Consider the following 24,650-nt stretch of genomic DNA (forward strand, 5'->3'; position numbering starts at 1 on the left):
CGACCGTCGCGCGATCGACGCCGCTCGATCGTCGCGGGCCCTCCGAGACCCTTCCAGAGTCGCTGACGAGCAGCGCAAGCGGGAAGTGAACACGGCCCATACGAACGGTATCACATGGGGGCCCACCAGTGACCGATCCCGCACCGATCCCGCCCGACGAGTTCGCGGACGCGCTCGACTCCCTCGACCCGGACGACCTCGTGGCGTTCGTCGCCGAGTTGTGGGCGGCGACCGGCGAGGAGGTCGACGCCGATCCGCCGGTCGTCACGGTGCGGAACGGCGGCAGTCGAACCGATCTCGTCGTCGCGCCCGCGGCGTCGGACGCCGTTCGCGAGGCGATTCGCGCCGGCGACGTCGACGATCCACGTGACGGCGACTCTACCGCCGATCCCGACGCGGTCGTGCTCCCCGACGAGGGATCGGTATCTCCCGATGCCGATCTCGAGACGGTTTCTGCGGATGACCTCAGAGGCCGGCTCCTGTACGCCCTTCCGGTGGCCGAGGCCGAGTCGGCGTGTGAGCGGTTCCTCGGAATGCCGGCCCGTTCGGAGTCGTACGACCGGAGATCGGGAGATCAAGGGTCGGGAGGCCGGGGATCGAGGGGCCGGGGATCGACGGAAGGAAACGGCGCAACTGCGGGAGTGGTCGGGGATCGGACGGTCGAGGATCGAGCCGCTGAGGACCGAGTCGTTGGGGACCGAACTGGCGAGGATCCGACGACTAAGGGCCCGATCGCGACGGATCGACCGACTGGATCCGCCTCGACCGCACCGGAGCCGACGGCGTCGTCGTCCCGTCCGAATCGCGGCGTCGCCGCGGACCGAGCGGCTCCCGGCGAGGAGAGGCTCGGCTCCGATGACGGCACGGTCGCCACCGCCGCATCCGACGACGGGGCCGCAGGATCCCGGCGGCACGACCCCGACGTCCGGCGTGGTCGGCTCGCGACCGCGGTGGTCGTCGTGGTCCTGCTCGCGGCGGTTGCGGGTGCCGCGTCGGTGACCGGCCCGTCGCTTAGCGGGGGGGTCGGGGATCGTCTCGATCCGGGCAACGACCCGCCGTCGACGGGCGAGGAGGACACGGTTGACGACGGTGAGGGGCCGGGAGGTTCGAGCGAGTCGTCCTCGAGCGGTTCGAGCGAGTCATCCTCGATGGACTCGACCGGATCGGTCGATCTGGGTAACTCCGGAACGTACACCGGCGTGACGGACTCGTTCGGCTCGTTCGACGACGCCGGGGCGACGGACCGGAACGGGTCGGCGGCCGAACGGGCGACCGCCCTCGAGCCGACCTGTGAGCGCGGCCCGCTTCACGTCGTCCAGATCCAGATGAACGCGCTTCGATACAACGACCCGGAGACCAACGACGGGATCCGGACGACGAGGCGGTTCGCGTCGCCACGGAACCGCCAGGTCGTGAGCACCTTCGGGCAGTTCGTCGACCTCTTCGAGGGGACGAACTACGCGCCGATGCTCACTCACGACGCCGTGTGGTACGCCCCGCTCGGAATCGACGACGACCGGGCCACGGTGCGGGTCGTGACGTACGAGAACGGCTCCGCGACGGCCGAATACGAGTTCCGGATGCGGAAGGTGAACGCCACCGCCGCCTCGTTCACCGGTGGCGAGAGCGGGTACGATGGCTGCTGGATGACCGACGCGGTCAGCGTGGTATCGACCGGCGACTCGAACGGGACCGACGGCGGGAACGGGGCCGCCGACTCGAACGAACCCGTCGAAGCAGACGGGACCACGGAGGATCCACCGGTCCACGGGCCGCCGGGCACCTGACGCCGCCGGCTACCGGATCACGTCACGACCGCGACGACCGCCGGCTCGCGCATCCGCGCGAGGACGACGCGCGGCACGTCGGCGTGCTCGTGGATCGTCGCGGTGATCTCCCGAGCGACCGCCTCGTCGTCGTCGTCGTCGACCATGTTCAAAAGCGGGATCGCGGTCGCGGACGATGGGACTCCCTTCAATCCACCCGACTCGTCGGCGACGACGCGACCGACCAGCTCGGGCGTGATCTCGTCTCCGATCTCGACGTCGGCGAGCGCGGCCACGCGCTCGGGCCGGTGGACGACCGCCTCCGAGAGCGGCTCGCCGACGGCGTGGGCGCTCGCCACCGGAACGACGGTGTCGGCTCCGGCGGGGATCCGCGGCTCGCGGTCGTTCGGAGCCTTGAACAGTCGAGTCCGCGCACCGTCGGCTTTCACCAGGACCGGGCCGTCGTGAGCGGCCGAGAGGCGATCGACGGTCTCCGGATCGTATCCTCGATATCGGTCCTCCCGCTCCTGTTCGGGAACGAGTCCGAGCGGGAACGGTACCGCTTCCTCGCGCACGGCGTACTCCTCGCGGACCGCTGCGAGTTCGTCGACCGGATCCGCCGCCGTCCGTACCGTCGAGACCTGTCGGTCGAAGATCGGGATCCGGACCGTCGCGGTGAGTATCGCTCGATCGAGACGCGCGGCGAGCGCGTACAGCGTCGTCTTCTTTCCGCCGGCCCCGACGAGACAGGTCGTCCCCTCGCCCGCATCCAGCGCGTCGACGACGTTCATGGTGGCGTTCGTTCCGTTCCTGGCATTCCCGCGTCGAAAGCGCGTCGATCCCGGCAGGAGGAGTCCGCCGAACGGTTCGCGTGGGGGCGTCCTCGACTCGTCGCCGACACCGTGGGGTTTAATCCCGTGTCGGCGGCTAACGACGACGATGGACCCACCGGACCGGATCCTCCGCGTCGACCTCTCGGCCCGCCGGATCGACAGCGACCCGGTCCCCGAGGAGTGGCTCACGAAGTACGTCGGCGGGAAGGGTCTCGGGGCTCGCTACCTCTACGCGGCGGGCAGCGGGATCGACCCGGAGTCGCCCGCGAACCCGCTCGCGTTCATGACCGGACCCCTGACCGGGTACACCCCCGGCGAGCAGCGGTACGCGGCGATCACGAAGTCGCCGCTCACGGGCGCGTTCCTCGACTCGTACGGGGGCGGCACCTTTCCGGGGCGGCTCGCCGCCTCGCTCGGGCGGCACCTCGGCGTGCTCGTCACCGGTGCGGCCGACGAGCCGGTCGTTCTCTCGGTTTCGGACGGCGAGGCGACGATCGAGCCCGCGGGCGACCTGTGGGGGCTCGACACGGCGGCGGCGGACGACCGGTTCCCGGAGGCGGCCGTCGCCTGCGTCGGCCCGGCGGGCGAGAACGCGGTGCGGTACGCGACGATCGCCTCCGACGGCGGGGACCACCACGCCGGGCGCGGCGGTGCGGGCGCGGTGATGGGATCGAAACGGCTGAAGGCGGTCGTCGCACGCGACCCCCCGCCGGAGCCCTCCGGACGGCTCGCGGCCCTCAGGGAGCGCGACGGGGCGGCGTTCGCCGACAGCGACGCGGGACGCTGGCTGGCCGCGGGAGACACCCTCGAGACGGTCGACTTCGCGAACGAGGCGGGCGTGCTCCCGACCCGCGGCTGGCAGGAGCGACGCTTCGAGGGCGCGGAGGCGATCGGGATCGAACGCGCCACGGAGCGCGCGACGGGGCGCGAGCGTGCGGACGACCCGGTTCCCGGCGGGTTCCGAATACCCGGCGACGAGGGGACGGGGGAGACGGAGGAGCGGGTCGACGAGACGGACGAAGCGACGGACGGAGAGGACGACGGGGACGGCGGGGCCGACGTGGACGACGCGTCCGCCGCCGACAGCGTCCCTCGCGGGGCGACCCCGATCGTCCTCGGCGCGGGACTCGGGATCGACGACTTCGACGCGGTCGCGGCGCTGGGCGGCGTCTGTGACCGGCTCGGGATGGACGTGATATCCGCGGGCAACGCGGTCGCCTGGGCGGTTCGCGCGGGCGAGGAGGGACTGATCGACCGCGAGGTCGACTTCGGAGACGAGGCGGCCGCACGCTCGCTGATCGAGCAGATCGCGGCTCGGGAGACGCGGCTCGGAGACGACCTCGCCGACGGCGTCTCCGCGGCCACGACGCGTCTCGGCGGCGACGACCTGATCCCGACGGTGAAGGGGATGGAGCTCTCCTCGTACGATCCGCGCGGGGCGACCTCGATGGCGCTGGCATACGCCACCAGCGACCGCGGCGCGTGCCACCGTCGGGCCCGGCCGGTCGAGGTGGACGCGATGGCACCCGACTCGCGCGATCCCGACGACGTCGCTCGCGCGGTCGCGGCCGAGCAGGACCGCCGAGCCGCGCTGTGGTGTCTCGTCGCCGACGACTTCCTCGAAGACGTGTTCGACCCCGCAGTCGTCGCCGAGTGGCTCGCCGCCCGCGGGTACCACCACGATCTCGCGGACCTCGCCTCCCTCGGCGAGCGGGTATGGACGCTCACCCGACTGTACAACGTTCGCGAGGGGTTCGACCGCGACGACGACGCGTTGCCGGCTGCGATCGCGGGGGCGCGGGACGGCGACGCGCGAGCGGCCGGTGACGACGCGGACCCGCTCGACGGGCTCGATCCCGACGCGTTCGAGGCCCTCCTCGAGCGCTACTACGCGGTTAGGGAGTGGGACGATACGGGGCGGCCGACGGCCGAGCTCCTCGATCGGCTCGACCTCCTGGACCTGACGGCAGGGGACGGGACCGTCGTCGCGGACGAAGCCGGCGGCCGCTGACTCGACCGCGAGCGGCGGGGACGGACCCAGCCGGCTACGGCGCGGCCTGTTTGGTCGAGATCAGTTCGATCACGTCGCGGTGGGAGAGCTCGCGGTCGGTCCCGACCTGTCGGCCGCTCCGGCAGTCGGTGCCGTGGAGCAGCCCCTCGCCGATGTCCGAGTGGATGTGATACGCGAAGTCCTCAGTCGTCGCGCCCTCGGGCAGGAGGAAGCAGTCGCGGAAGACGCCCTTCTCGTCCTTCGAGCCGTTCGCCGACCCTGGGAACACCGCGATACAGCCGAGCACGTCGAAGACGGCCGCCTCCAGTGCCGTCTGGACGCCGGTCCCGTCGTACTCGGTCACGTGATCGCGGATCGCGTCGAGCCCCGCGGCCTGCTCGCCCGAGACGTCCCCGACGACCTCGAAGTCGTCGTCGCCGGCGGTGTAGTCGACGACTCCCGCCTCGTCGGCGTTCTTGAGCGCCTTCTCGGCGTGGGCGCTGACGGGAACGAACGAGAGGTGGTCGTAGTCGGGGTCGTCGGTGATCTCGGCCCAGTTCTCCCTGGCTTCCGGCGTGTCGGTCTTGTTGGCCGCGACGACCATCGGCTTGGTGCGCTTTCTGATCTCGCGGGCGAGCTCCTCGCGGTCCCCCTCGTCCCACGTCTCGGGCTCGAGTTCGAGTCCCTCGGCGAGGATCACCTGCTTCATCTCGTCCTTCGTGGTCCCGAACGCGGACATCTGTTCGGCGAGCTCCTCCTCGATGGCGGCCTCAGAGCCCTGATAGCGCGTCTCGTACTTCTCGAGGCCCTTGCCGAGCACGTCGAGGTACCAGGCGTCGAGCTCCTCCTCGAGGAAGTCGATGTCCTCGCGGGGGTCGTGGCCCTCCGTCCGCTCGCCCTCGATGTCGGTCCTCCCCGAGAAGTCGACGACGTGGATCAGCGCGTCCGTCTCGTTGAGGTCGGTGAGGAACTGGTTACCGAGCCCGCGCCCCTCGTGAGCGCCCGGAACCAGCCCGGCCACGTCGACGAGTTCGATCGGGACGAACCGAGTGCCGTCGCGGCAGACGCCGACGTTCGGCGTACACGTCTCGTCGAACTCCGGTGCCGCACACTCGACGCGGACGTACGCCTCGCCCACGCTCGGGTCGATCGTCGTGAAGGGATAGGCTCCCTCGGGCACGTCGTTCATCGTCGCCGCGTTGAAGAACGTCGATTTGCCCACCGAGGGCTTACCGACGAGACCGATCCGGTAACTCATTACCCGGAGTGGGCCGTCCGACGTGAAAAGCGATGCGAGAGGACCGGACGCATGCGAGTGTACTGATCGCATACGGGACGGCCGACGCGTTCGAGCCGTCCGAGCCGCGTCCTGAACGGTTTAGTACCGTGCCGCCGAACGCAGTTTCATGTACGCCCTCGTCGGCGGGACCGTCCACACGGCAACGGAGCAGGGAACGATCGAAGGGACCGTCGTCATGGACCACGGCGAGATCGTCGCCGTCGGCGACGTCGAACCGCCCGAGGAGGCGACTCCCATCGACGTGGAAGGACACCACGTGACGCCGGGACTCGTCGACGCCCACAGCCACGCCGGGATGGCCGAGTGGGGCGAGCCCGAGGACGGCGATTACAACGAGGGAACCTCGGCGGTCACCCCGCACGTCAACGCGCTCGACGGGTTCCATCCCCGCGACGAGGAGCTGAAACACGCGTTCCAGAACGGCGTGACCTCGGTGTCGGCACGGATGGGTTCCGGGAACGTGATCGGCGGGATCATCTGCTCGATGAAGACGCACGGGCTGACCGCCGACGGGATGCTGATCCGCGAGGACGGGATGAAGGCCGCGATGGGCGAGAACCCCAAGCGCTTCCACGGCGAGGAGCAGGGTCGCCAGCCCTCGACGCGTCCCGGCGTCGCGGCCACCCTCCGCTCGGCGCTGATGGAGGCCGAGGACTACGTCGACCGGCGCGAGCACGCCCGCAACGAGGGCGAGCCGTTCGAGCGCGACCTCGGCATGGAGAACCTCGCGCGCGTGCTCACCGAGGGGTTCCCCCTTCGCGTGCACGCACACCGAACGGACGACATCATGACCGTCTTCCGGATCGCCGAGGAGTTCGGGATCGAGTCCCTCTCGATCGAACACGCCACCGAGGGCCACCTGATCGCCGAGGAGTTCGCGAAGCGGGACGTGCCCGCGATCGTCGGCCCCTCGCTGTACTCCGGCGCGAAGTACGAGCTTCGCAACATCACCTTCGAGACGCCGGGGATCCTCCACGAGTCCGGGGTGAAGGTCGCGATACAGACCGACGCGCCCGTGTTACCCCAACAGCACCTCGACGTCTGCGTCGGGCTCGCGGTCCGCGAGGGCTTCCCCGAGGCGGAGGCGCTGGAGGCGGTCACGCGCTACCCGGCCGAGATCCTCGGGATCGACGACCGGGTCGGCACCCTGGAGGTCGGGACCGACGCCGACGTGGCGGTCTGGGACGGCGTCTTCTACGAGAACGACAGCCGGACGCGACACGTCTTCGTCGACGGCGAGCACGTCTTCGACCGCGATCGCGACGGGGTCGATCCCAGAGAGGAGTACGACTGGTAGGGCGTCGTCGAGCCGTTCGGATCGATCAACGAGGTGGAGGAGCTAGTCTTCGGCCCAGTAATAGAGTTCCTCACGCGGTGCGTCACATTCCGGGCAGTTCGGCGGCAGTGTTCCCTCGATCTTGCCCATCTCACCACACTCCCAGCATCGCCACATGATGTAGTCGCGCCCGGTGAGTTCTCGTGCTTCCGCGAGAGACGTCTCGGGAGCGTCCTCGGGGGCGAGCACGTAGAACCCGTCGTCGTCGATCCCGCGAACGGTTCCGAGGGTCCTGCCGTCCTCGTCGTAAACGGTTTCGCCGATCTCGACGCCCGCGTACAGTTTACCCGAGTCGTGGCTCATACTTGCCATCTACGGGATGTGGTATGTTAAGCTTTCACGTACACACCTTCACGTCGGTCCCTATCGTCACACCACGACTTCGACGACTCCGCGCATCCCCTGCGTCTGGTGTGGGGTACAGACGTACTCGTGGATCCCGGTCTCCTCGAACGTGTACTCGAAGGCGTGGCCCGCCTCGTCGATCAGTTCGGACTCGAACGCGCCGTCGACGTCGACGACGTTGTGGCCGCCGCCCTCGCCGGTCCACGTCCAGACGACGGTCGTCCCGGGATCGATCCGGACGTTCGCCGGCTCGAACGAGAGCCCGTTTCCGGCTCCGACGGCGACGTCGACCGTCTCACGACCGGTCCGGTCGACCGGATCCGCGTCGCTCCCGCCGCCCGATCCGCCGGTCAGCCCGGCACAGCCGGCGAGGAGGGAAAGCGAGGCGGCGCCACAGGACGCGACGAGCGCGCGACGGCTGCGTTCGACCATGCGGAGCGGTGGGGCGCGATCCGCTAAAACGTCTCGGAGACTCCCCATCGATGGGAACGGGTTTTTCACCGACTGCGCCGAAGGGACGGACATGAGCGAGTGGACCGACGCGATCGTCGGCGAGCGGATGACCGTCGACAACGAGTTCAACGACCGCGTGATGGCCTCCCGGTTCTCCAGCCAGGAGTGGGGGCTCATCATGACCGCGACGGAGTTCGAGATCGAGAACTCCGAGGATCCCGACGCGGCGCGGATCGTGGCCGACACCTCGAGCCTGCCGGCGATCATGCCCGAGTTGGAGAACGTCCGGTCACAGGTCGCCGCGATGGGCGGCGGGGGCGGCGGATCGGGTGGCGGCCGCTCCGGTGGTTCGGGGGGCGGCATCGTCGACTCGATCAAGGGCGCGCTCGGTCTCGGCGGCGGCGGAAACGGCGGCCCGAGCGACGAGGAGTTGGAGGCGGCGGAACGGCTCGTCCAGGAGTACGCCGACGAGCTCCAGGCACACCTCGAGGAGGTCGGCAAGTGGGAGCAGGTGCGGGTCGCCTACCAGGAGTGAGCGACTGGCTGCCGGCGTAGACGCCTGCTCTCTCGGCTCTCGTTCATCGCGTGGGTTGTCGTGCCCAGATTCCGGCGAGTAGTCCGGAGAGAACGACGCCAATGAACGAAAACGCGAGGACGACCATCAGAACCCTCGGGTCCGAAAAGCCAGTCGTGGCGATAAAGAGCGCAATCGCAGCGTTTCGAGCGGCGGTCGTCGTCGCCAACACCTCTCGTGTGTTCCGGTCCGGTCCACCGAGTACGTACCCGAGTAGTAACGAGACACAGACGATGACGACCGAAACGAACGGCGTTCCCGTCCCGACGAGCGTGATCATCTCGTCACTATAAACGGCTACCAGGAGCACGATCAAGAGGAGAAACGAGAGATCGGAGAGACGCTGTACCGGTGGATACAGCGAGTTTGCCACGGAGGAGTAACGGTACTCGAGCCCGATTCCAGCCAGCAACGGGAGGAGCTGAATACCGAAGATCATCCACCCGATCCCGAACGGATCCACGGTGACGTCCCCGGGCAAGAACAGCGCCAGACTCACCGGTATCGTCACGACGGAGATGATCCCGAGTACGGCCATCAAGCCGCTTGCGAATTCGATGCCGCTCTTCGATATCTCAGCAAACTTCGGACCGAAAGGGGCCCCGGGAGCCACAGCTATCAGTACGACCCCTGCTACGTATCCCGTTTCCATCGGAACGAGGTGAACGAGCAGATACGCAAAGACCGGAACCGCCACGAGATTGACGAGCAACGATCTCGCCATCAATCGGTGCTTACGGAGCGCGATCAGTAAACGATCGGGTGACATCTCCATCCCGATGGAGAACATGGTCGAGAGGACGAAGATCGTCGTAGCGATCTCGACGATCGTTTCAACTGACACCACTAGCATGTAGTTCTCACAGTCTCGTCGGTAAGTTCACGACTCGACGATATAGCCACCTTCGTTTCGTCTCCGTCGACGACCCGATACGGGAGCGATCGAACCGGTCCCACACCGTCACCACCTACGTCCTCTCGTGCCCTGCCTACCCCGCTGCCGCGGTCGACGGATACAACCCCCGAGACGGCGAACGGTCCTCCATGACCGAGATCCCGCTGGAACACGTTCACGTCGCTCCCGACGACGTCGCCGACCCCGCGCCGGCCGTCTTCGTGCTTCACGGTCGCGGCGCCGACGAGGAGGACCTCCTCCCCGTCGCCGAGTCGCTCCCCGACGACCTCCACGTGATCAGCCTCCGTGCTCCCGACCCGCTCCAGGGCGGATACACGTGGTACGAGCTCGACCTCTCCGGGGGCGGGCTCCACGAGAGCCAGCCGCACGCCGCGGACTTCCGGCGCAGCCTCGAGTTGATCGAGGAGAGCGTCGCGGCCGCGACCGACGCCTACGACCTCGATCCGGACCGGATCGGACTGCTCGGGTTCAGCCAGGGGGCGATCACGAGCCTCTCGCTGCTCGTGGAGGACCCCGGCTCATACGACTGGGTCGTCGGGCTCCACGGCTACCTGCCCGACTCACACGTCGATCTGGCTCCGGACGGGATCGAGGGGAAACCCGTCTTCGTCGGTGCCGGCACGGGCGACCGAGTGATCCCCGATTCCAGGGTCGAGGCGGCGGCCGACCGGCTCGCCGAGATCGGCGCGGACGTGACCTACGAGACGTACGCGACCGGTCACGGGATCGGTCGGGAGGAACTCGTCGACGTGGTCGCGTTCGTCGAGGCACGGCTCCGGTAGCGCGGAGGGACGAGAACGGATCCCGGCCCCGCCGCCCGGATCAGCCGTCGAGGTCGGCCCCGCCGACGTCGATCGGCTCGGTACACCAGTGACAGAAGTCGAGGTCCGCGTCGGTCCGTTTCCCGCAGTGTGGGCATTCCACCGTGTTCGGTTCCGTCCCGGCCGGCTTCCGGACGTCACCCTCGCCGGTGATCGGGCCGTCGATCCCCGTCCCGGATCCGTCGTGGCTCCCCCAGCCGTTCCCGTTCTCCTCGGATCGGTTTTCGGTCCGATCACCGAGGTCGGCGTCGGGTTCCGTCACCCTTGCATCGGTCGTTCCTCGTTGACGATCGTAGCGCCGGTTGTTCCGGACCGCGAGGACGTACGCGTCGACGACGCTCGCGAGCACCGCGAGCAGGCCGGGCGCGATGTCGGCCACCGGCGGTGCCTCCCGGGCCAACAACTGGTCGACGGCCGCGTCCGGCACGAGGAAGACGAGCGTCGCCGTTATGGCCACGTACCAGCCGAACGCGCGGGCCCATCGGCGGAGATACGCGTGGCCGAGCCCGGATATCAACAGCGCTAACAGGACGGCGAGCCACGGTCGCCGTCGACGGATCTCGCTCATGTCCCGGCGTACGGACTCCGGGGCCGTGTAGTTGTCCCTCCCTCGGAGCGTTTATCCCTCCGAGATGCCGAATCGACGCATGGCCGGGATCCCGACGACGGAGCTCCTCACGGGCCTGCGGATCGCCCTCCTCGCCGTCGCCTACTGGGGCGGCGGGTTCGTGGTGGCGTATCTCCTGTACAAGCGGTGGCGCGGCGACGGCCCGCGCGACACCGACGACGAAACGGCCGACCGCGACGAGGCGGACGACTGATCATCGACCTGCGATCGACGTCCTCCCACGGCTTCCGCTTCGGCCACGCTTTTGCCGCCGCCCGTCGGAGGGCCGGTATGACCGACACTGCGCTCGTCATCGGCGGCACGCGGTTCATCGGCCGGCACACGGTCGAGGACCTCCTCGAGAACGGCTACCGCGTCACGACGCTGACTCGCGGGAACCGCGAGGATCCGTTCGCGGACGAGGATCGAGTCTCTCACGTCGAGGGCGATCGGACGAACGACCGCGACCTGGAGGCCGCGAAGCTGTCCGTCGAGCCCGACGTCGTGATCGACTGCGTCGCGTACCATCCGGCGGACGTCGAGGCGGCGACCGAGGTCTTCGCGGACGTCGACGGCTACGTGTATATCTCCTCCGGGGCGGCCTACGCGGCCGAACACGTCCCGAAACGCGAGGGTGAGACTCCCCTCGAGGAGTGTACGTCCGAGCAGGCGGTCGACGAGGGCGACGCCACCTACGGCAACCGGAAGGCCGCGGGCGACCGGGCGGTCTTCGCCGCCGCCGAGGACGGGGTCAACGCCATGGCCGTCCGGCCGTGTATCGTGTACGGTCCACACGACTACACCGAGCGACTCGACTACTGGATCGATCGGGTCCTCACACACGACCGCGTGGTCATTCCCGGTGACGGGGACAACCTCTGGCATCGGGCGTACGTCGAGGACGTGGCGCGGGCGCTCCGGATCGTCGCGGAGCGCGGCGAACCGGGAGCCGCCTACAACGTTGGTGACCGCCGGGCGCTCACTCTCGAGGAGACGCTGGAGACGATCGCCGACGTGGCCGACACCGAGGTCACGGTCGTCCACGCGAGCGCGGACGCGCTCGCCGCCGGCGGGCTCGAGCCGACCGACTTCACGCTCTACCGGGAGTACCCGCATCTGCTCGACACCTGCGCGCTCGCCGACCTCGGCTGGGAGTCGACGCCCGTCGAGGAGGCGATGGCACGGAGCGTCGCCGACCACCGGGAGTCGGACCGCGACGGGAGCGAGTGGGACCCCGGACGCGACGCCGAAGAGCGGGTCCTGGGCGTGAAGGAGACGCTGTAGGCGGTCGACGTCGGCTGCGACGAGTCGGAAAGCCCCGCTCGTCCGTACCCCTCAGTACGCCGCGTCCCACCGCGCCGCCTTCCGTCGGTTCTCGCAGTCGAGACACTCCACGGCGTCCATCGTGTCGATCGCGACGTTCGTTCCCTCGCAGTTCCCGCAGAAGTAGCCGTACCGGCTCTCGTGATCCGCGTCGGCGTACGCGACGTAGAACGGTGCCTTCGAGCCGCGCTCGCCCTCGTCGAAGGCGACGTACACCGTCTCGCCGTCGGCGGTCTCGTAGATCCCCTCTCGGAGGGTTCCGTCGCGACCGATCCGCTTGCGGTAGAGCCGCTCCTGGAACTCCTCTCCGCCGATGTCGACGATCCGCTCGCCCGAGAGGTCGTATCCCTCACGCTCGTAGAAGGCGGTCCCGGCCTCGTTGTCGACGAGGACCTTCCCCTCGATGCTGTCGACGTCGCGGTCGCGGAGCTCGTCCTCGACGCGTTCGAGCAGCGCCGATCCGATCCCCGACTCGCGGTGGTTCGGGTGGACGTGGAGCCAGTCTATCTCGCCGACCCGCTCGCGGCGGTCGACGACGTAGCTCTCCGCGAACGCGACGACCTCGCCGGCGACGACCGCGACCGGGAAGACGGTGTCCGGGTCCGCGATGTCCTCGTCCACGTCGTCGGCACCGTACCAGTTCTCGACGGCCTCCGACAGCAGGGTCTCGTCCACGGCGTGGCCGTAGGACGCGGCGAGCGACGCTAACGCTACCTCGCGGATCGATCCGACGTCGTCGGCGGTAGCCTCTCGTAAGTCCATACCGAGGAGTGTCTCCGCGACTACAAAAAGATCCGCGACGCGTTCACGAGATCGAGTACGCGGCCGCGGCCATGAGGAGCATGGTCAACGCGAGTGCAAGTCCCATCAGATACGTCAACGAGGGGTTCTCCCAGCGCAGGTGCTGGAAGTACGCGACGATCAGGACGGTCTTGATCACGGAGATGATCATCGTCCCGGCGAACGCCTCCCAGTACGAGAAGCCGAAGAACTCGACCTCGAAGAGAACGAAGTTCAGGATCGCCGCGATCAGGAGCGCGACGTATATCGCCGAGTACAGTTTGACGGAGTCGGACGACATTTCTTGAGATGACCTTCGTCCGCGTGCTTAAAGAATTAACCATCCGGGGGGCCGGCGGTCGGGCTCGCGGATCGACGTCGACTCCGCGACGATACCGAGGACACGGGACGTCGCCGCCCCGAAACGCATTTGCCCGTGACGCGCGGACCTGCTATCGATCGCGGACCGTGTCGGTCACCGGCCACCGGCGTTCGGAGACCGGCACCGGTCCGAATGACGAGAGACACCGTGGAACCGCTCGAACCCGACGACGACCTGCTCGAATCGCTCTACGTCGTCAACAAGGTCGCGAAGCGGCTCGCCGACGAGGCGACCGCCGCCTACGACCGCGGCGACGTCACCGACAGCAACGTCTCTTCCGCCCGGAAGGACGCGCTGTATCGGACGAAGACGGAAGTGTTGAACCGGATCGTCGCCGCCGATCCCGCCGCGGTCACCGGCGAGTACCACGCGGTCCACGGCGACGTCTGGCTGCTCGTCACCGTCGACGGCTGGGAGTTCCACCAGCCCCCCTACGCGTTCGGAAGCGACCTCACCGACCGGATCGAGACGACCAACTCGATCGACGAGCCGCGGGACGTGCCGTACGTCCGAGACGCCAGCGTGGAGCGGTCCGACCGCTCGCTCGAGGAGGCCCTTCTCGGGCTCGCGGCACACGGAGTCGACGCCAACGACCACCTCGCGCGTCCGACGATAAGCGGGGAGCGGGACCGGCTCGTCGACGTGCGGTGGCCGTGTCTGCGGTAGCGGGGCGCCGTCGTCACTCCGTCGCGGGTGGTGTCGTCTCGAGTTCGGGGAGTCCCGACTCGATCTCGTCACGGCGGTTCTCCAGCCAGTCGGGCAACACGAGACGCTCGCCGAGCGACGAGCGCGGCTCGTCGACGTCGTATCCGGGTTCGGCCGTCGCGAACTCGAAGAGCACGCCGCCGCGGGTGCGGGCGTACACCGACCGGAACCACTTGCGATCGATCACCTCGCTCGGGCGGAGGCCGTGTTCCTGCAGCAGCGTCCGCCATTCCTCCTGCTCCTCGTCCGTGACGCGATAGGCGACGTGGTGGACGGTCCCCGCACCCGGAGTTCCTTGCGGTGTCGCGGGGTCGGTCACGACGTCGACGACGAACCCGCGGTCGCCGTCGGCCTCGAACCGGCGGCGGTGGCCCGCCTCGTCGCCGTCGGTCTCCTCGTATCCCATCGCCTCCAGCAACTCGACCGTGGCGTCGGGATCGGACAGCGAGAGTTCGACCGCGAAGAACCCGCGGATCGCGTGTTCGTCCGGGACGGGGCCGGTCGGCGGATCGCCCGCGGGGGCGTCCTCGCGGGCGACGAGTTCGAGCGGGAGTCCGTCGGGGTCCTCGAAGCCGACGACCGCGTCGCCGAACCGCTCGGTCGTCTCGACGTCGAGCCCTCGTTCCGCGAGTCGGTCGACCCAGTAATCGACCGACGCGGCCGGGATCGTGAACGACACCGTCGACGCCTGTCCGGCCCCGACGCGGCCGGATCGGGCCCCGACGTACGGGAAGAAGGTCATGCTGGTACCCGGATTGCCGGCGTCGTCGGCGTAGAACAGGTGGTAGACGCCCACGTCGTCCTGGTTGACGCTCCGCTTGACGAGTCGGAGGCCGAGCGTCTCGGTGTAGAAGGCGTGGTTGGCGTTCGGATCGCCGGCGATCGCGGTCACGTGATGGATCCCGGGCGTCTCGAGGGACTGGGTCATACCCGAGCTACGCGCCGGGGACACTTGTACACCCACGGACGGGAGAGAAACCGGCTGGCGTCGGTGTTACCCGACGATCGCGTCGATTCGATGACTGCGACTACTCGACGACTTCGATCGCGCCGTGCATCCCGTTGGACTGGTGTGGCGTGCAGTAGTACAGTTGGATCCCGGTGTCGTCGAAGGACTGCTCAAACGTCGTACCCTCCTCGGCGACGGCGTCACCGCTCTCGAAGTCGGACTCGGAGCCCTCCGCGGAGGCGACGTTATGCGCGCCGCCCTCGCCGGTCCACTCCCACACCACCGTCGTACTTGAGGAGATCCGGATCGCGGCGGGGTCGAACGCGAACCCGACCTCGCCGGCACCCACGTCGACGACGACCTCGTCCTCGCCGGTGTAGTCGGCGATCGTTCCCTCGTAGAGTCGCGCCTCGTTCTCGGTGAGGTAGTCGTCGATCTCGCTCGGCACGTCGTCCGCGGGCTCGCCGGCGGAGCCGTCCCCGCCGTTTCCGTCTCCGCCGTCACCGCCACCCGAACAGCCCGCAAGCAGACCCGTGGTCAGCGCCGCGCCGGTTCCGACGACGTACCGCCGTCTAGACAGTCTTCGTGTCATCATCGGATCGAAGGAGTTGGAGACATACAAACCCCTTGATCACTCCCATTTTTCGGGAACGATCGAAGGCATACATGTAATAAATAATATGTTTCTGAGCGCCCGGCTGATCGTCGATGCGTTCGACGGCACGGAGAGGACGAATCGGTGGCACGGAGACGACGAACCGGCGGCACGGAGACGGCGGATCGACCGACGATCGAGCCGTCGACGAAACGGACGCTTAAGCGTCGCCGCCGCCTCGGTGGGTCCATGCGGGAGGACGAGTTGGCGACGCGGATCGTCGACCACTACGAGACAGCCCACGACGACCCCGATATCCGGCTCGAGGAGCCGTACGACGCCGACGGTCGCCGAGGGGTCGTCGACGTCTACGTCCGGCTCAGGACGCCCGAACGGGTCGACCACGCCATCGAGCTCAAATCCGATGCCGCCGTACGCCGCGCAACCGGCGCGAACGAGGTCCTCAGGCAGTACCGTCGGATGGAGCGGTACTTCCACGCCGACGAGACGCATCGGCTCCGTCCGAAACTGGGACGATCCGGCCCGGGCGCGCGCTACCTCCTGTTGTTCGCGCCGACGCCGACCTGCGTCCACCACGTCGCGACCCACCGGACGCTGTACGCCTCCGTCGATCCCACGGGAACGGTCGGCGACGTGCCGGTCGCTCGAACCGTCGGATTCCTCACCGGCCTCGACGGGGATCCCGTCGACGTAGGCTATCTCTCGGTCAACGGCGACGCCCCGTTCGGCTCGCCCGCGTTCCTGGAATCGGTCCCCGAGGAGTCACGGCTCGCCGAGAGCCTGCGAGCCGTCGACGACGACCTCGTCGAGTACCCCTGACCGCGGATCACCTCCGGCCGTCCGGGATCACCGATCCCGAGCATCCAACCCGCCCTACAACCCCAACTCTCGGCCGAGCACGACGTGTTGGATCTCGCTCGTCCCCTCGCCGATCTCCATGAGCTTCGCGTCGCGATAGAACCGCTGGGGAGCGAAGTCGGTGGTGTAGCCGTAGCCGCCGAGCGTCTGAACCGCCTCCTCCGCGACCTCGCGGGCCGCCTCGCTGGCGTCGAGTTTCGCGAGTGCTGACGCCTTCGTGACCGGCTCGCCCGCGTCGTATTTCGTCGCCGCCTTGTGAGTCAACAGTCGCGCGCGCTCGATCTGTCGGTACATGTGGACGACCTTGTCCCGGATCGCGTCGAACTTCGCGATCGGCCTGCCGAACTGCTCGCGTTCGCCCGCGTACTCCTTCGCGGCCTCGTAGGCACCCTGTGCGAGTCCGACCGACAGCGCCGCGATGGAGATCCGGCCGCCGTCGAGCGTCTCCATCGTCTGTTCCCAGCCCTCACCTTCCTCTCCGAGCAGGCGGTCGGCCGGGATCCGGAGGTCGTCGAAGGCGATCTCGCAGGTCGGCGAGCTGTTGAGACCCATCTTCTCCCAGACGGTGGTGACCTCGAAGCCGTCGTCGTTCCGGGGGTCGACGATGAACGTCGAGATGCCGTCGTAGCCGGCGTCGGGATCGGTGACCGCCTTCACCAATACCGAGTTCGCGACGTTGGCGTTCGTGATGAACTGTTTCGTCCCGTTCAGGACGTACTCGTCCGCGTCGGCGTCGTACTCGGCTATCGTCCGCATGTTCGAGGCGTCGGAGCCGCTCCCCGGCTCCGTCAGCGCCCACGCGCCGAGCCCCTCCCCTTCGGCGAGCGGGCGGAGCCATCGATCCTTCTGTGCCTCCGTGCCGAACGCCTCGATGGGTTTCGCTCCGAGGGAGGTGTGTGCCGCGTACGAGAGCCCGATCCCGCCCGAGACGCGACCGAGCTCCTCGGTCACCAGCGCGTACATGAGCTGGTCGCCGCCGAGCCCGCCGTACTCCTCGCTCACCGGGATCCCCATCACGTCGAGGTCGGCGAGCGCCGCGAAGGTCTCCTCGGGGAACCGGTGGTCGTCCTCGATCTCCTGGGCGATCGGACGGATCTCGGACTCACAGAACTCCCTGACGGTGTCCCTGATCATCCGGTGTTCCGCGGGGGGCTCGAACTCCATGACCGGAGGTTTTCCCGCCGCGAGCATAAACGACACGACGATCAGGATCGATCGGGTTGGATAGAGCGGCGGAGCGACGCTTCCGCGAGCGCCGGGAAGCCCTCGCTACCGATCCTCGCGCGAGCCGCTCGCGATCCTTTATGCGTCGCCGGCGCGTGGACCGGTACGTATGGAGTTTCGCCGACTCGTCAGGGGGACCGCGAGCTGGCCCGAGCTGGAGGGGGTCGTCCGCGAGTTGGCGGACCGGTACGACCGCGACCGCGTGCGCGTCGAGTTCCTCGACGCGGACAACTGGCTGTCGATCCCGTTCGTGCTCGACGACGACCTCTTCGTGAAGGTGATCACGCGGCAGAACACGCTCGTCCACACGCTCTTCACCACCGGCCGGAACCTCGGAGCCTTCTCGGCCGGCACCGAGGGCTTCTTCGAGCGCCACGAGACGCCCTATGAGATGGCCCGCCACGAGCTGGAGGCCACCCGGAAGGTCCAGGAGATCGGCGTGAACGCGCCCGAGCCGATCGAGGCGTTCGAGGTGGACGGGTTCGGCGTCCTGGTGTTGGAATATCTGCCCGAGTTCCGCACGCTGGACGAGATCGACCACGAGCGGGAACGCGAGCTCGCGCCGGAGCTGTTCGAGACCCTGCGGCGGATCCACGACGCCGGGCTCGCTCACGGGGACGTGCGCGCGGAGAACGTGCTGGTCCTCGACGGCGAGATCTACGTCATCGACGCGACGAACGTGAGCGAGAACGGTCGGACGGACGCCCGGTCGTACGACCTCGCCAGCGCGCTCGCCGCGCTGGAACCCCTCATCGGCGCGCCGGCCGCGATCGACGCGGCGCTCGCGAGCTACGACCCCGCGGAGCTGCTCGCGGCCCGCCGGTTCCTGGACTTCGTCGCGATCCGTCCGGACCACGACTTCGACGCCGCCGAACTCAAGGGGGAGATCGAAAAGCGCGCGACCGCCGACGGGGCGACCGAGGGGAACACGAGGGGCGGAGTGGACATCGGGACGGGGACCTCCTCGGAGGCCGATCGCTCCACGTAGTCGTCGCTCCACGCGCTTATCGCTCCACGTTCTCGTCCAGTCACGTCGACCGCGGAGGATCACTCTTCGAGCGACTTCCGTATCGCGTCCGCGACACGCTCGAGGGGCGGAGCACTCAGCGGGCCGGCGGCGACGACCCGCTCGCGCGGGCGGCCGACCGGCCGGGCGACCCGTTCGGTCTCGACGAGTCCGGCGTCGATCAGGCGACGCTTGATCCGGGTGAACGTGGAGGGGCTCCCGAGCCCGGCGTCCTCACAGGCGCGTCGGAGCGTGTGGTCGTGCGTTCCGTGGCGCGCGCCGACCGCGTACGCGCGGGTTCGTGGGCCGGCGGGGTCGTCCCCGCCGAGGTCGGGACCCGAATCGAGCAGCCGGACGACGTCTTCCGCGACCGCCTCGCCGCATCGTTCCCGGAACGCGCCGTACACGCGATGACGGCTCGGGGTCCGGAGCCGATGCTCGTCGGCGTCCGCGACGACCGGCTCGTACCGGTCCCGAAGCGTCCGATCGTCTCCGATCGGGTGCCACCGCGCCGCGTCTCCGTCTCCCTCGCCGTCTCCCTGGTTACCGACGAGAACGCAGCCCGTCGCGTCGCCGGCGAGGACGGCGTTCGGCTGTGGTTTCGTGAGGACCCGGAGCCCGATCGCGCCCGCGTCCACCAGCGCGGCGAGACGACTCGCGTCGCGAAACCCGTCCGTGACCGACTCGAACGTAGCGGCGGTCACGAGTACCGTGAGCGAGGGCAGTCCCGCCGGCGTCGCGGACGCGTCTCGCCTCCCGACGGCAGCCGCTCGAAGCGCCGGGAAGTCGGGATCGACGAGGTTCGGAGCCGCCTCGCGGTACGCTCCGACGACCGCCGACAGCAAGGGCGGTTCCGGATCGACGAGCAGCGGGTCCGCGAACGACCCGAGCGGCAGCGAACCCTCCGCGGTCGGGATCGCCGGATCGGGGGACATGGCTCACCGTTCGCGGCGACCGGATTAACTGTTTAGGCGCTCCGAGCGACGAGGGTGACGACGACGCGGCTCGTCGGGTCGCGTCGAACGGAATCGGGGCCGCCTCGGCGCTACTCCTGGACGTAGACGGCACCCTTCATTCCCACCGCCTCGTGGGGCGTACAGACGTACGTGTGGACGCCGGACTCCTCGAAGGTGTACTCGAAGGTGTGCCCCGAGTCGCCGACCGTCTCGCTCTCGAAGGCGTCGTCGGAGTGTGAGACGTTGTGGTCGCCGCCCTCGCCGGTCCACTCCCAGACGACCGTCGTGCCGGGGGTGACCGCCACCGCCGCCGGGCCGAACGAGAGGCCGTCCGCCGCTCCGACCTCGACGGACACCTCGTCGGCGTCGGTCCGGTCCACGGTGCCCTCGTAGTTGCCCACGCCGTCGAACCAGCCGTCGTAGTTCGGCTCCTCCGAGAGGTACTCCGCGTCGCCGCCGGAGTCGCCGCCCCCGTCGGAGCCACTTCCGCCATCGCTCCCGGAATCGCCCCCGTCGCTTTCGGAGTCGCCTCCGCCGCTCCCGCCGCCGTCTCCGCCGGATTCACCGCTGGCCCCGCCGCCGGAACAGCCGGCGAGAAGCGTCGAGACGCCGATCGTCGCGGTGGTTCCGATGAACGTCCGTCGGTCGAGCGTGTCGTGACTCATACGGGCTCACGTAGGTCGCGAGGGGAGATATTCCCCGTGAGAGTTCCCGTGGAATGGGCCGGTCGACCGAACAGTTCGGGTCGAAGGGAAAAAGGGAGGACGCGGCGGAACGCGAGCGACGGGCGACCCGTGGCGTCGACGGCGCTCGCGTCCGGACGCTCAGGCCTCGAGGAAGCCGCCGGCTTCGAGCGCCGACTCCACGTCGGCGTCGTCGTGGACGACCGCGGACACCGCGCTCGCGATCCCCGTGGGGTCGTCGTGCTGGAAGATCGACCGTCCCATCGAGACGCCGGCGGCGCCGCCGTCCATCGCGCCGCGGACCATCTCGACGGTCTCGCGGTCCGTTCCCTTCGAGCCGCCGGCGATGACGACCGGGAGCCTGGTCGACTCGGTGACGCGTCCGAAGGAGTCTCCGTCGCCGGAGTAGCCGGTCTTGACCACGTCGGAGCCGAGCTCCTCGGCGAGCCGGACGGCGTGGCCGAGCGACTCGGGATCCGTGCTGTCGACGCCGGGCCCGCGCGCGTACGCCATCGCGAGCACGGGAAGCCCGAGCCGCGAGGCGTCCTCGGAGAGCTCGGCCAGCTCCTCGATCTGGTCGGGCTCGTAGTCGGACCCGACGTTGATGTGGAACGAGACCGCGTCAGCGCCGGCACGGACCGCGGCCTCCGCGCTCGCGGTGACGCGTTTGTCCTGCTCGTCGGGGCCGATCGTCGTCGAGGCGTTGACGTGAACGATGTATCCCGCGCCGTTCTTGTTGTCGTGGACGCGCGGGGCGATCCCCTTCTGGGTGAGCACCGCGTCCGCGCCGCCCCGAGTGACGCCGTCTATCGTCGACTCGATGTCGACGAGTCCCTTCACCGCGCCCATGGTGATCCCGTGGTCCATCGGGACGATGAGGTATCGATCGTTCGTGGAGATCCGGTCGAGTCGTGCCGAGAGTCCTGCTGTCATTGTGGATCGCTCTTATGTGACCCTGTGTCAAAGGGAGGTAAGTCGGTTTCGTTCCGGGACGTATTGGCTTGGATCCGCATCCCGGACCCTCGCAGTCATGCGGTGCGGGTCGAAGGGATCACCCCACCACGGTCCGACGCGGCTCCGCCGCCGCGGGTCAGCGCGACTCCGCCGCCGCGGGTCAGCGCGACTCCGCGGCCTCCGTCCGCGCCGCGTAGCCGCGCTCGGCACCCGCCTTCAGCTCCCGCGAGAGCGACTCGAGCCGGTCGGCGACCGCCTCCGTCGACAGGTCCGCTTCGACGCCCTCGGCGACGATGTCCACCAGCGCGGAGCCGACGATGATCCCGTCCGCGCCGCCGGCGACGATCCGCTCGGCGTGCTCGCCCGACGAGATCCCGAACCCGACCGCCTTCGGCACGTCGTACTCGCGGAGGCGGTCGAGGCTCTCGGTCGTGCTGTCGGCCACGTCGCTCTTCGCGCCGGTCGTCCCGAGCCGCGCCTGGACGTAGACGTATCCCGAGACCCGGCTCATGATGCGCTCGAGCCGGTCGCCCGTGGTCGTCGGCGCGACGATGAACACGAGATCGAGCCCGAACTCGTCGCAGGCCTCCCGCAGCGGGTCGGCCTCCTCGGCCGGGAGGTCGGGGACGACGAACCCCTCCAAGCCGACCTCGGCGGCCTTCTCGACGAAGTCGCGGGGGCCGTCGCCGTCCCCATACTGGTAGATCAGGTTGTAGTACGTCATACAGACGAGCGGCGCGTCGACGTCGAGCTTCTCGACGAACGCGAAGAACCGGTCGGGCGTCATCCCGCCCTCGAGCGAGCGGACGACCGCACCCTGGATCGTCGGCCCCTCGGCGATCGGCTCGGAGAAGGGAAGCCCCAGTTCGATGACGTCGGCCCCGCCGCGGTCGAGCGCCTCGACGTACTCGAGCGAGGCGTCGTAGTCGGGGTCGCCGACCGCGAGGTACGGGACGTAGGCGGGACCGCCCTCGAACGCCGCCGCGAGCGCCTCGCTGTTTCCGGTCGCCGGCATTCAGATCCCCCCCGAGAACATCGACATGTCGGGTGCACCCGCGACGTCGCGCTTGTCGGTCTCCTCGATCACCGACTCGAGGTCCTTGTCGCCGCGGCCGGAGACGGTCACGACAACCCGCTCGCCGAGGTCCTCGGCGTGCTCCTCGAGGTAGCCGAAGGCGTGGGCGGTCTCCAGCGCGGGGATGATCCCCTCGGTGTTCGAGAGGCGGTGAAAGCCCTCGAGGGCGGCGTCGTCGTCGACCGCGACCGGCGTGACCCGCCCCTCGTCGACGAGGTACGCGAGTTCGGGGCCGACGCCGGCGTAGTCGAGTCCGGAGGAGACCGAGTGGCTCTCCATGATCTGGCCGTCGGAGTCCTGGAGCAGCTTGGTGCGCGCGCCGTGGAGCACGCCCTCCTCGCCGGCGAAGAGCGACGCGGAGTTGGGCGCGACGCCCGCCTCCTCGTCGACCTCCAGCGTGGAGCCGCCCGCCTCGATCGCGTGGAGCGCGACGGATTCGTCGTCGACGAACGCCGCGAACGACCCCATCGTGTTGGAGCCGCCGCCCGCGCAGGCGACCACGTCGGTCGGGAGGTCGCCCGTCTTCTCGATCGACTGTGCGCGCGCCTCCTCGGAGATGACCGCCTGGAAGTCCCGGACCATCACCGGGAAGGGATGCGGACCGACGACCGACCCGATCACGTAGTGGGTGTTCTCGACGGTGGTCGCCCAGTCGCGCATCGTCTCGGAGATGGCTTCCTTCAGCGTACCGCGGCCGGCGGTGACCGGGTTCACCTCCGCGCCGTTGAGTTTCATCCGGAAGACGTTGGGACGCTGGCGGTTGATGTCGCGCTCGCCCATGTAGATCTCACAGGGCATGTCGAGGTGCGCCGCGGCCATCGCGGTCGCGGTGCCGTGCTGGCCCGCGCCCGTCTCCGCGACGATCCGTTCCTTCCCCATGTACTTCGCGAGCAGCACCTGGCCGAGGGCGTTGTTCAGCTTGTGTGCGCCGCCGTGAAGGAGGTCCTCGCGTTTGAGATACACCTCCCGGTCGTAGCGCTCGGAGAGCCGCTCGGCGCGCTGGAGCGGGGTCGGCCGGCCGCCGAAGTCGGCGAGTCGCTCGCGGAACTCGTCCATGAAGCCGTCCTCGTTGTCGAGGACGTATCGCTCGTAGGCGTCGGTCAGTTCCTCGATGGCGGGCATCAGCGCCTCGGGGACGTACTGGCCGCCGTAGCGGCCGAACTTCCCGTCGTCGCGGCCGCGGCGTCGGCCGGGGCGACGCGAGAGCTCGGGCGCGTCGTTCGTCGTGGGTTCGGTCTCGCTCATATACGTGTCTCCGGGGAGTCGTCGGTGGAATGGGTGTCGGTTTCCGCCCGGGTCAGCGCCCGCGTGTTCGCCTCGACGTCGCCGTCCATGATCGCGCTCCCGACGAGCAACGCGTCCGCGCCCGCCGCCCGCATCCGGCGGGCGTCCGCGGGCGTCGCGATCCCGCTTTCGGCGATCAGCGTGGCGTCGTCGGGGACCTCCGGTGCGACCGACTCGAAGGTCCCGAGGTCGACGTCCAGCCTCGCGAGGTCGCGGTTGTTCACGCCGACCGTCGTCGCGCCCGCGTCGACGGCGGCGGCGAGCTCCTCCCGGTCGTGGACCTCGACGAGGACCTGGAATCCGCGGTCGCGGGCGGCCGCAAGTAGGTCGGGGAGGTCGTCGCCGACGAACCGGGCGATGAGCAGGACCACGTCGCTCTCGACGGCGTCGAGCTGCGACTCCGCCACGAGGAAGTCCTTGCGGAGGACCGGCACGTCGACCGCCTCTCGCACGCGCTCGAGGGTATCCGTGCTCCCGCCGAAGTGCTCCGGCTCGGTGAGCACGCTCAACGCGGCCGCCCCGCCGGCGACCATCGACTCGGCCAGCTCGACCGGGTCGTCCTCCCGGGTTCCCTCCGTGGTCGGACTCGTCGGTTTGACCTCCGCGATCACGGGAACGCGCCCGTCGGCCTCCGCGCGCTCGAAGGCCGCGCGGAGGTCACGCGGATCGACGGCGACGCGGTCGGTCCCGGGCCCTCCGCCCGCCTCGTTGTCTCGCCCGTCCGCCCCGTCGTCCCGTCCGTCCGTCCCCGCCCGATCGCGGGCCGCGGCCAGGATCGACCGTACCGCCGGATCCAACTCCGCCGTATCGTTCATTACTGTACACTAATGAACGTATCTGTACATAAGGCTTGCGGGGACGGGTCCCCGACGACGGGGCGCCTCGGTCGGTTTAACCGTCGCGGGCGCACACCG

The 24,650-nt window shown here is 69.1% G+C and carries 26 protein-coding genes and 1 pseudogene; 10 read left to right on the plus strand and 17 right to left on the minus strand.

The genetic code is table 11. From position 1 onward, the window contains the following. Positions 1 to 128 precede the first annotated feature (128 nt). Positions 129 to 1,787: a hypothetical protein gene (locus OKW78_RS03390; RefSeq protein WP_281193896.1), complete on the plus strand. Its 1,659-nt coding sequence runs from the start codon at positions 129 to 131 to the stop codon at positions 1,785 to 1,787. Positions 1,788 to 1,804: 17 nt separating this feature from the next. Here OKW78_RS03390 and yqeC read toward each other — a convergent pair whose 3' ends face one another. After that, entirely contained in the window at positions 1,805 to 2,557 is a 753-nt protein-coding gene (gene yqeC / locus OKW78_RS03395; protein WP_281193897.1) for a selenium cofactor biosynthesis protein YqeC, read from the minus strand. Positions 2,558 to 2,705: 148 nt separating this feature from the next. Between yqeC and OKW78_RS03400 the strand changes: the two genes are divergently transcribed. Continuing rightward, a complete protein-coding gene (locus tag OKW78_RS03400; protein ID WP_281193898.1) occupies positions 2,706 to 4,610 on the plus strand; it encodes an aldehyde ferredoxin oxidoreductase family protein in 1,905 nt (634 codons plus the stop codon). 34 nt (positions 4,611 to 4,644) lie between these two features. Here the strand turns inward: OKW78_RS03400 and OKW78_RS03405 are convergent, their stop codons facing one another. Then, complete coding sequence (locus OKW78_RS03405; RefSeq protein ID WP_281193899.1) at positions 4,645 to 5,847, minus strand: redox-regulated ATPase YchF; 1,203 nt, start codon at positions 5,845 to 5,847, stop codon at positions 4,645 to 4,647. 148 nt (positions 5,848 to 5,995) lie between these two features. Between OKW78_RS03405 and OKW78_RS03410 the strand changes: the two genes are divergently transcribed. Further along, positions 5,996 to 7,186 (plus strand): amidohydrolase family protein, encoded by a 1,191-nt coding sequence (locus tag OKW78_RS03410; RefSeq protein ID WP_281193900.1) that lies wholly within the window; start codon positions 5,996 to 5,998, stop codon positions 7,184 to 7,186. Between the two features lie 42 nt (positions 7,187 to 7,228). On the opposite strand, the gene OKW78_RS03415 is transcribed toward OKW78_RS03410, so the two are convergent. Beyond that, positions 7,229 to 7,528, minus strand: coding sequence for a hypothetical protein (locus OKW78_RS03415; RefSeq protein WP_281193901.1), 300 nt, complete (start codon positions 7,526 to 7,528; stop codon positions 7,229 to 7,231). A gap of 66 nt (positions 7,529 to 7,594) precedes the next feature. Further along, positions 7,595 to 8,002 (minus strand): halocyanin domain-containing protein, encoded by a 408-nt coding sequence (locus OKW78_RS03420; RefSeq protein ID WP_281193902.1) that lies wholly within the window; start codon positions 8,000 to 8,002, stop codon positions 7,595 to 7,597. Between the two features lie 91 nt (positions 8,003 to 8,093). Here OKW78_RS03420 and OKW78_RS03425 point away from each other — a divergent pair, with 91 nt between their 5' ends. Next, complete coding sequence (locus tag OKW78_RS03425) at positions 8,094 to 8,558, plus strand: DUF5799 family protein (protein ID WP_281193903.1); 465 nt, start codon at positions 8,094 to 8,096, stop codon at positions 8,556 to 8,558. A 43-nt stretch (positions 8,559 to 8,601) separates the two neighbouring features. Here the strand turns inward: OKW78_RS03425 and OKW78_RS03430 are convergent, their stop codons facing one another. Further along, positions 8,602 to 9,450, minus strand: a complete 849-nt coding sequence (locus tag OKW78_RS03430) for a bile acid:sodium symporter family protein (protein WP_281193904.1) — start codon at positions 9,448 to 9,450, stop codon at positions 8,602 to 8,604. 191 nt (positions 9,451 to 9,641) lie between these two features. On the opposite strand from OKW78_RS03430, the gene OKW78_RS03435 reads away from it, so the two are divergent. Next, entirely contained in the window at positions 9,642 to 10,295 is a 654-nt protein-coding gene (locus OKW78_RS03435) for an alpha/beta hydrolase (protein ID WP_281193905.1), read from the plus strand. A 40-nt stretch (positions 10,296 to 10,335) separates the two neighbouring features. Here OKW78_RS03435 and OKW78_RS03440 read toward each other — a convergent pair whose 3' ends face one another. Continuing rightward, positions 10,336 to 10,902 (minus strand): DUF6677 family protein, encoded by a 567-nt coding sequence (locus OKW78_RS03440; RefSeq protein WP_281193906.1) that lies wholly within the window; start codon positions 10,900 to 10,902, stop codon positions 10,336 to 10,338. Positions 10,903 to 10,981: 79 nt separating this feature from the next. Here OKW78_RS03440 and OKW78_RS03445 point away from each other — a divergent pair, with 79 nt between their 5' ends. After that, entirely contained in the window at positions 10,982 to 11,155 is a 174-nt protein-coding gene (locus OKW78_RS03445) for a hypothetical protein (RefSeq protein ID WP_281193907.1), read from the plus strand. Positions 11,156 to 11,232: 77 nt separating this feature from the next. Next, entirely contained in the window at positions 11,233 to 12,225 is a 993-nt protein-coding gene (locus OKW78_RS03450) for an NAD-dependent epimerase/dehydratase family protein (protein ID WP_281193908.1), read from the plus strand. Between the two features lie 51 nt (positions 12,226 to 12,276). Here OKW78_RS03450 and OKW78_RS03455 read toward each other — a convergent pair whose 3' ends face one another. Then, entirely contained in the window at positions 12,277 to 13,026 is a 750-nt protein-coding gene (locus OKW78_RS03455; RefSeq protein WP_281193909.1) for a GNAT family N-acetyltransferase, read from the minus strand. Positions 13,027 to 13,069: 43 nt separating this feature from the next. Continuing rightward, positions 13,070 to 13,345, minus strand: coding sequence for a cytochrome C oxidase subunit IV family protein (locus OKW78_RS03460; protein WP_281193910.1), 276 nt, complete (start codon positions 13,343 to 13,345; stop codon positions 13,070 to 13,072). A gap of 228 nt (positions 13,346 to 13,573) precedes the next feature. Between OKW78_RS03460 and OKW78_RS03465 the strand changes: the two genes are divergently transcribed. After that, entirely contained in the window at positions 13,574 to 14,092 is a 519-nt protein-coding gene (locus OKW78_RS03465) for a hypothetical protein (protein ID WP_281194142.1), read from the plus strand. A 13-nt stretch (positions 14,093 to 14,105) separates the two neighbouring features. Here the strand turns inward: OKW78_RS03465 and OKW78_RS03470 are convergent, their stop codons facing one another. Together OKW78_RS03470 and OKW78_RS03475 are read right to left on the minus strand one after the other, a co-directional pair. Next, entirely contained in the window at positions 14,106 to 15,059 is a 954-nt protein-coding gene (locus OKW78_RS03470; RefSeq protein ID WP_281193911.1) for a VOC family protein, read from the minus strand. A gap of 100 nt (positions 15,060 to 15,159) precedes the next feature. Continuing rightward, positions 15,160 to 15,672 (minus strand): halocyanin domain-containing protein, encoded by a 513-nt coding sequence (locus tag OKW78_RS03475; protein ID WP_281193912.1) that lies wholly within the window; start codon positions 15,670 to 15,672, stop codon positions 15,160 to 15,162. 252 nt (positions 15,673 to 15,924) lie between these two features. Between OKW78_RS03475 and OKW78_RS03480 the strand changes: the two genes are divergently transcribed. Beyond that, a complete protein-coding gene (locus OKW78_RS03480; protein WP_281193913.1) occupies positions 15,925 to 16,515 on the plus strand; it encodes a hypothetical protein in 591 nt (196 codons plus the stop codon). A gap of 54 nt (positions 16,516 to 16,569) precedes the next feature. Here the strand turns inward: OKW78_RS03480 and OKW78_RS03485 are convergent, their stop codons facing one another. Continuing rightward, a complete protein-coding gene (locus tag OKW78_RS03485; RefSeq protein ID WP_281193914.1) occupies positions 16,570 to 17,718 on the minus strand; it encodes an acyl-CoA dehydrogenase family protein in 1,149 nt (382 codons plus the stop codon). 169 nt (positions 17,719 to 17,887) lie between these two features. On the opposite strand from OKW78_RS03485, the pseudogene OKW78_RS03490 reads away from it, so the two are divergent. Further along, a pseudogene (locus OKW78_RS03490) lies at positions 17,888 to 18,679 on the plus strand (RIO1 family regulatory kinase/ATPase); the annotation flags it as partial. Positions 18,680 to 18,825: 146 nt separating this feature from the next. Here OKW78_RS03490 and OKW78_RS03495 read toward each other — a convergent pair. From OKW78_RS03495 to trpC, 6 genes are all read right to left on the minus strand, one after another. After that, positions 18,826 to 19,719 (minus strand): DUF5821 family protein, encoded by an 894-nt coding sequence (locus OKW78_RS03495; protein WP_281193915.1) that lies wholly within the window; start codon positions 19,717 to 19,719, stop codon positions 18,826 to 18,828. Positions 19,720 to 19,829: 110 nt separating this feature from the next. After that, positions 19,830 to 20,405 (minus strand): halocyanin domain-containing protein, encoded by a 576-nt coding sequence (locus OKW78_RS03500; RefSeq protein WP_122105037.1) that lies wholly within the window; start codon positions 20,403 to 20,405, stop codon positions 19,830 to 19,832. Between the two features lie 159 nt (positions 20,406 to 20,564). After that, positions 20,565 to 21,356 carry a 2-amino-3,7-dideoxy-D-threo-hept-6-ulosonate synthase gene (locus OKW78_RS03505; RefSeq protein ID WP_281193917.1) on the minus strand — a complete coding sequence of 264 codons (792 nt, stop codon included), beginning with the start codon at positions 21,354 to 21,356 and terminating at the stop codon, positions 20,565 to 20,567. 181 nt (positions 21,357 to 21,537) lie between these two features. Further along, complete coding sequence (gene trpA, locus OKW78_RS03510) at positions 21,538 to 22,392, minus strand: tryptophan synthase subunit alpha (RefSeq protein ID WP_281193918.1); 855 nt, start codon at positions 22,390 to 22,392, stop codon at positions 21,538 to 21,540. After that, complete coding sequence (gene trpB / locus OKW78_RS03515) at positions 22,393 to 23,697, minus strand: tryptophan synthase subunit beta (protein ID WP_281193919.1); 1,305 nt, start codon at positions 23,695 to 23,697, stop codon at positions 22,393 to 22,395. Then, on the minus strand, positions 23,694 to 24,551 hold the full coding sequence (gene trpC / locus OKW78_RS03520; protein ID WP_281193920.1) for an indole-3-glycerol phosphate synthase: 858 nt from the start codon (positions 24,549 to 24,551) through the stop codon (positions 23,694 to 23,696). Before trpC ends, trpB begins: the two co-directional genes overlap by 4 nt. Between the last annotated feature and the right edge of the window lie 99 nt (positions 24,552 to 24,650).

The organism is Halorubrum sp. F4, from assembly GCF_027257195.1.
Taxonomy (GTDB): Archaea; Halobacteriota; Halobacteria; order Halobacteriales; family Haloferacaceae; genus Halorubrum.

What these genes read in the sequence shown, in the direction of transcription:
- yqeC (WP_281193897.1), bottom strand. Translation starts at nt 2,557, where the DNA reads ATGAACGTCGTCGACGCGCTGGATGCGGGCGAGGGGACGACCTGTCTC.
- OKW78_RS03400 (WP_281193898.1), top strand. Translation starts at nt 2,706, where the DNA reads ATGGACCCACCGGACCGGATCCTCCGCGTCGACCTCTCGGCCCGCCGG.
- OKW78_RS03405 (WP_281193899.1), bottom strand. Translation starts at nt 5,847, where the DNA reads ATGAGTTACCGGATCGGTCTCGTCGGTAAGCCCTCGGTGGGCAAATCG.
- OKW78_RS03410 (WP_281193900.1), top strand. Translation starts at nt 5,996, where the DNA reads ATGTACGCCCTCGTCGGCGGGACCGTCCACACGGCAACGGAGCAGGGA.
- OKW78_RS03415 (WP_281193901.1), bottom strand. Translation starts at nt 7,528, where the DNA reads ATGAGCCACGACTCGGGTAAACTGTACGCGGGCGTCGAGATCGGCGAA.
- OKW78_RS03420 (WP_281193902.1), bottom strand. Translation starts at nt 8,002, where the DNA reads ATGGTCGAACGCAGCCGTCGCGCGCTCGTCGCGTCCTGTGGCGCCGCC.
- OKW78_RS03425 (WP_281193903.1), top strand. Translation starts at nt 8,094, where the DNA reads ATGAGCGAGTGGACCGACGCGATCGTCGGCGAGCGGATGACCGTCGAC.
- OKW78_RS03430 (WP_281193904.1), bottom strand. Translation starts at nt 9,450, where the DNA reads ATGCTAGTGGTGTCAGTTGAAACGATCGTCGAGATCGCTACGACGATC.
- OKW78_RS03435 (WP_281193905.1), top strand. Translation starts at nt 9,642, where the DNA reads ATGACCGAGATCCCGCTGGAACACGTTCACGTCGCTCCCGACGACGTC.
- OKW78_RS03440 (WP_281193906.1), bottom strand. Translation starts at nt 10,902, where the DNA reads ATGAGCGAGATCCGTCGACGGCGACCGTGGCTCGCCGTCCTGTTAGCG.
- OKW78_RS03445 (WP_281193907.1), top strand. Translation starts at nt 10,982, where the DNA reads ATGGCCGGGATCCCGACGACGGAGCTCCTCACGGGCCTGCGGATCGCC.
- OKW78_RS03450 (WP_281193908.1), top strand. Translation starts at nt 11,233, where the DNA reads ATGACCGACACTGCGCTCGTCATCGGCGGCACGCGGTTCATCGGCCGG.
- OKW78_RS03455 (WP_281193909.1), bottom strand. Translation starts at nt 13,026, where the DNA reads ATGGACTTACGAGAGGCTACCGCCGACGACGTCGGATCGATCCGCGAG.
- OKW78_RS03460 (WP_281193910.1), bottom strand. Translation starts at nt 13,345, where the DNA reads ATGTCGTCCGACTCCGTCAAACTGTACTCGGCGATATACGTCGCGCTC.
- OKW78_RS03470 (WP_281193911.1), bottom strand. Translation starts at nt 15,059, where the DNA reads ATGACCCAGTCCCTCGAGACGCCCGGGATCCATCACGTGACCGCGATC.
- OKW78_RS03475 (WP_281193912.1), bottom strand. Translation starts at nt 15,672, where the DNA reads ATGACACGAAGACTGTCTAGACGGCGGTACGTCGTCGGAACCGGCGCG.
- OKW78_RS03480 (WP_281193913.1), top strand. Translation starts at nt 15,925, where the DNA reads ATGCGGGAGGACGAGTTGGCGACGCGGATCGTCGACCACTACGAGACA.
- OKW78_RS03485 (WP_281193914.1), bottom strand. Translation starts at nt 17,718, where the DNA reads ATGGAGTTCGAGCCCCCCGCGGAACACCGGATGATCAGGGACACCGTC.
- OKW78_RS03495 (WP_281193915.1), bottom strand. Translation starts at nt 19,719, where the DNA reads ATGTCCCCCGATCCGGCGATCCCGACCGCGGAGGGTTCGCTGCCGCTC.
- OKW78_RS03500 (WP_122105037.1), bottom strand. Translation starts at nt 20,405, where the DNA reads ATGAGTCACGACACGCTCGACCGACGGACGTTCATCGGAACCACCGCG.
- OKW78_RS03505 (WP_281193917.1), bottom strand. Translation starts at nt 21,356, where the DNA reads ATGACAGCAGGACTCTCGGCACGACTCGACCGGATCTCCACGAACGAT.
- trpA (WP_281193918.1), bottom strand. Translation starts at nt 22,392, where the DNA reads ATGCCGGCGACCGGAAACAGCGAGGCGCTCGCGGCGGCGTTCGAGGGC.
- trpB (WP_281193919.1), bottom strand. Translation starts at nt 23,697, where the DNA reads ATGAGCGAGACCGAACCCACGACGAACGACGCGCCCGAGCTCTCGCGT.
- trpC (WP_281193920.1), bottom strand. Translation starts at nt 24,551, where the DNA reads ATGAACGATACGGCGGAGTTGGATCCGGCGGTACGGTCGATCCTGGCC.